General features: G+C 59.7%; 2 protein-coding genes. Both read left to right on the top strand.

Annotated features, from left to right (window positions below; genetic code table 11):
• Positions 1 to 323 precede the first annotated feature (323 nt).
• Positions 324 to 1,796 carry a nucleobase:cation symporter-2 family protein gene (locus tag QZ766_RS07365; RefSeq protein WP_297199543.1) on the top strand — a complete coding sequence of 491 codons (1,473 nt, stop codon included), beginning with the start codon at positions 324 to 326 and terminating at the stop codon, positions 1,794 to 1,796.
• 144 nt (positions 1,797 to 1,940) lie between these two features.
• Entirely contained in the window at positions 1,941 to 4,088 is a 2,148-nt protein-coding gene (fdhF, locus tag QZ766_RS07360; protein WP_297199540.1) for a formate dehydrogenase subunit alpha, read from the top strand.
• Positions 4,089 to 4,151: the final 63 nt, after the last annotated feature.

Below are 4,151 nucleotides of genomic sequence, written 5' to 3'. Positions count from 1 at the left end.
CTTTGATAAAAACGCCCCGGGCGGCGGATACCAAAATGAGAGCGCGTATATCTCAATGTGATACCTCTTAGGGATTATCACTAAAGCCTGTTTTGATGCAGTTATCATCTCGCGTCATTATATCTGTTTACGCGTGATTCATTTCACAAATATCCCTTTTGGCTGCGCCTTTGCTTATTTTTGGCACAGCTTACGCATAACTCTCACCGTGCGCGCAATATGCCGATGTTGCTATCGGCTCAGGGAGGCACCGCCTTCGAATCGTAACTTCGACTCTGATAACCCCTTTTACCGAGCGAAGTCGTACAGGAGAGAACTATTTCATGAAAGATATGGCCCCTACTGCCTCACGATCTGCAGGCTCTACAGCGCCCGTCGATGAGGTTTTACCTATTACGCAAATGTTCCTTTATGGCCTGCAGCACGTGCTGGTGATGTACGCGGGCGCGGTTGCCGTTCCGCTGGTGGTGGGTAACGCGGTGGGATTACCCCCCGAGCACATTATCCTGCTCATCAGCGCCGACCTGTTTGTCTGCGGCGTCGCCACCATTATCCAGTCTCTCGGCGTCGGCACGTGGCTCGGCTGCCGGCTGCCGCTGATTCAGGGCTGTACCTTTGCCGCGCTGATCCCGATGGTGCTGATTGGCAAAGAGTACGGCATCGGCGGTATCTCCGGGGCGGTGATCGTGTCGGGGATTTTTATCCTCGCCTGCGCGCCGTGGATGAGCAAGCTGATCCGCTTTTTTCCGAAGGTGGTGATGGGCAGTATCGTTACCCTTATCGGCATGTCGATTATGCCGGTCGCCGGCGGCTGGATTGGCGGCGGCAGCAGCGAAATGGCGGGTTTCGGCGCGCCCTTTGCGCTGCTGATGGCCTTTATCACCCTGGTTATCATTTTGAACATCTACACCTTCGCCTCCGGCGTGGTGAAGAACACCTCGGTGCTGATAGGCCTGATTATCGGATCTATTATCTGGAGCTTTTTTAAACCGCTCGATCTTCATCTCTTCAATTCTACCCAGTGGCTGCACCTGCCAACCCTGATGCCCTTCGCCAAGCCGGAGTTCCACATTATTCCGGTGGCGCTGCTGTCGATGGTGATGGTGGTAGTGATGGTGGAGACCATGTCCTCAATGATGGCGACCGGCGACATTGTCGGTAAAAAAGTCGACGCCAAAATGCTGCGCAACGGCCTCAACACCTGCGGCGTAGCCACCACTATTTGCGGCCTGTTCAACCTGTTCCCCTATTCCGCCTTCGCGCAGAACGTCGGGCTTATCGGCCTGACGGGGGTGCGCAGCCGCTTCGTGGTGTCGGTCTCCGGGGTCATCCTGATCCTGATGGGCATCTTCGCCAAGATGGCAGCGCTGGTGGTGCTGATACCGAAACCTATCCTTGGCGGTGCCGGGATTGTGATGTTCGGCATGGTGGCGGTTTCCGGCATCCGCACCCTGGGCCAGGTCAACTACCGCAACAACAACAACGGCATGGTGGTGGCGCTGACCCTGGGCCTCGGAATGATGCCGGTGGTGGTGCCCAATCTGTTTAGCCAGTTCCCGCCGATGGCGCAGCTTTTCCTGCACAGCGGCATCACTATCGGCACGCTGACCGCTATCGTCGCCAACCTGACCCTTAACGGCAGCGTGCCGTTCCGCGTGAATCAGGAAGCGCCGGTGCCGGATCCGGCACCGCCCAGCTCGGCGGCGCGCAACGTGGCGGTAAGAACCGTCAGGATGTGGCTGCTGCTGCGTAAAGTGCAGAAAGAGCAGAATCCAGAGGAAGCCCGGGAGGGATAACCCATGCTTATGCGTCTTGCTTTTGCGCTGATGGTCCTGCTGCTGCTGGCGATACCCGCCGTGCAGCAGGCGGTGGCCCTCGGCATCGGCAGCCGGTTTGGCTTCGGCGTGCTGCTGTAAACCCGCGTTATCAGGAAGAGTGTTATGAAGACAGTGACAACCGTTTGTCCCTACTGCGCCTCGGGCTGCAAGATGCAGCTGTCGGTAGAGGACGGAAAAATTGTTCGCGCCGAGGCGGCGATGGGCAAAAACAATCAGGGCACCCTGTGCCTGAAAGGCTACTACGGCTGGGATTTTGTTGACGACCCGCAGATCCTCACCCCGCGCCTGAAAAGCCCGATGATCCGCCGCCAGCGCGGTGGCAAGCTGGAGTCCGTCTCCTGGGACGAGGCGCTCGACTATGTGGCGACGCGCCTGAGCGCAATCAAGGCCAAATACGGCCCGGATGCCATCCAGACCACCGGATCCTCACGCGGTACCGGTAACGAAACCAACTACATTATGCAGAAGTTCGCGCGGGCGGTGATTGGCACCAACAACGTGGACTGCTGCGCGCGCGTCTGACACGGCCCGTCGGTTGCAGGTCTGCACCAGTCGGTCGGAAACGGCGCAATGAGCAATGCCATCACCGAGATCGATAACACCGATCTGGTGTTCATTTTTGGCTATAACCCGGCGGATTCGCACCCTATCGTGGCGAATCATATTCTGAACGCCAAACGCAACGGGGCGAAAATCATCGTCTGCGATCCGCGCAAAATCGAAACCGCGCGCGTGGCGGACATGCACCTGGCGCTAAAAAACGGCTCGAACATCGCGCTGCTGAACGCCATCGGGCACGTGATTATCAAAGAGGGACTGTATGATAAATCCTTCGTGGCTGCTCGCTCGGAAGGCTTCGAGGAGTACCGGCGCATTGTTGAAAGCTACACGCCGGAGTCGGTGGAAACCATAACCGGCATTGGCGCACAGCAGATCCGCCAGTGCGCGCGGATGTATGCCGGAGCGAAATCGGCGGCGATCCTGTGGGGAATGGGCGTGACCCAGTTCTGGCAGGGGGTGGAAACCGTGCGATCTCTCACCAGCCTGGCAATCCTCACCGGCAACCTCGGCAAGCCGAGCGCCGGGGTCAATCCTGTGCGCGGGCAGAACAACGTACAGGGCGCCTGCGACATGGGCGCGCTGCCGGATACCTATCCGGGCTACCAGTACGTTAAGTTCCCGGAAAACCGCGCCAAGTTTGCCAAAGCCTGGGGCGTCGAGAGCCTGCCGGAACATACCGGCTACCGCATCAGCGAGCTGCCCCACCGGGAGGCCCACGGCGAGGTGCGCGCGGCATATATCATGGGCGAAGATCCGCTCCAGACCGATGCCGAGCTGTCTGCGGTGCGCAAGGCCTTTGAGGATCTGGATCTGGTGATCGTGCAGGACATCTTTATGACCAAAACCGCCGCGGCGGCAGACGTCATCCTGCCGTCCACCTCCTGGGGGGAGCACGAAGGGGTTTACACCGCGGCAGACCGCGGCTTCCAGCGCTTCTTCAAGGCGGTGGAGCCGAAGTGGGATCTGAAAACCGACTGGCAAATCATCTGCGAGATTGCCACCCGGATGGGCTACCCGATGCGCTACGACAACACCCAGCAAATCTGGGACGAGCTGCGCCACCTGTGCCCCAACTTCTTCGGCGCTACCTACGAGAAAATGGGCGAGCTGGGCTACGTGCAGTGGCCGTGCCGGGACGAGTCCGACGCCGACCAGGGCACCTCGTACCTGTTCGAGGAGACGTTCTCTACGCCGAACGGGCTGGCGCAGTTCTTCACCTGCGAGTGGCAGGCGCCGCTCGACAAGCTCAGCGACGAGTACCCGATGGTGCTCTCCACGGTGCGCGAAGTAGGCCACTACTCCTGCCGCTCGATGACCGGCAACTGCGCGGCGCTGGCGAAGCTCGCGGACGAGCCGGGCTACGCGCAGATCAACACGGCAGACGCCCGGCGGCTGAATATCGGCGATGAGGATCTGGTGTGGGTTAACTCGCGTAAAGGCAAGGTGATCACCCGGGCGAAGGTCAGCGACCGCCCCAATCCCGGCGCGGTGTACATGACCTACCAGTGGTGGATCGGCGCCTGCAACGAGCTGGTGACCGAAAACCTGAGCCCGATAACCAAAACCCCGGAGTACAAGTACTGCGCGGTTAACGTCGAGCGCATTGCGGATCAGCGGGCGGCGGAATGCTACGTGGTAGAGGAGTACGACAAGCTGAAGGCGCGGCTTAAGGAGAGCGCTGCGGGATAGCGGTAGCCCTTGCGGGCGAGGCTCATGGATGAGCCAGGTAATGCCGCCAGCGTGAACTATGAC

This window comes from uncultured Pluralibacter sp., from assembly GCF_913775985.1.
GTDB lineage: Bacteria > Pseudomonadota > Gammaproteobacteria > Enterobacterales > Enterobacteriaceae > Pluralibacter.
The sequence above is the reverse complement of the archived record's forward strand: the minus strand, read 5'-3'. Positions and strand labels throughout refer to the sequence as shown.

Excerpts from the sequence above, each read along its gene's own strand:
- QZ766_RS07365 (WP_297199543.1), top strand. The coding sequence starts at position 324 with ATGAAAGATATGGCCCCTACTGCCTCACGATCTGCAGGCTCTACAGCG.